The sequence below is a fragment of the Photorhabdus viridis genome, assembly GCF_040256935.1.
GTDB lineage: Bacteria > Pseudomonadota > Gammaproteobacteria > Enterobacterales > Enterobacteriaceae > Photorhabdus > Photorhabdus viridis.
This window is the reverse complement of the sequence record NZ_JBEJZY010000526.1, coordinates 1-223: the sequence shown is the minus strand read 5'-3', so window position 1 is coordinate 223 and position 223 is coordinate 1. Positions and strand designations below refer to the sequence as shown.

The following is a 223-nucleotide window of genomic DNA, read 5'->3' as shown; positions in this document are numbered from 1 at the left end:
ACTCGTGCAAGTCTGGCCCGGATGAAGGCAAGTCGGGGTCAAGTCTGCCCCAAGTCAGGGCCAAGTCTGGGTCGCCAAAACCGGCGGCAAGCCGCAGTGACAAAGGGCTGAACGGTTCGCAAGTCGGGACAGCCTGAAAAGGACTGTTCCGGCCCCCTAAAAATCAGGCCGTCGTACCGTACTGCCCCTTCATCAACGAACCCGAAAGCCAGAAAGGAAAGTG

General features: G+C 58.7%; 1 protein-coding gene. It reads right to left on the bottom strand.

The window, feature by feature from the left end; all coding sequences use genetic code 11:
• Positions 1-38: 38 nt before the first annotated feature.
• A partial coding sequence (locus tag ABR397_RS24385; RefSeq protein ID WP_350307929.1) for a hypothetical protein occupies positions 39-223 on the bottom strand: 185 nt, incomplete at its 5' end.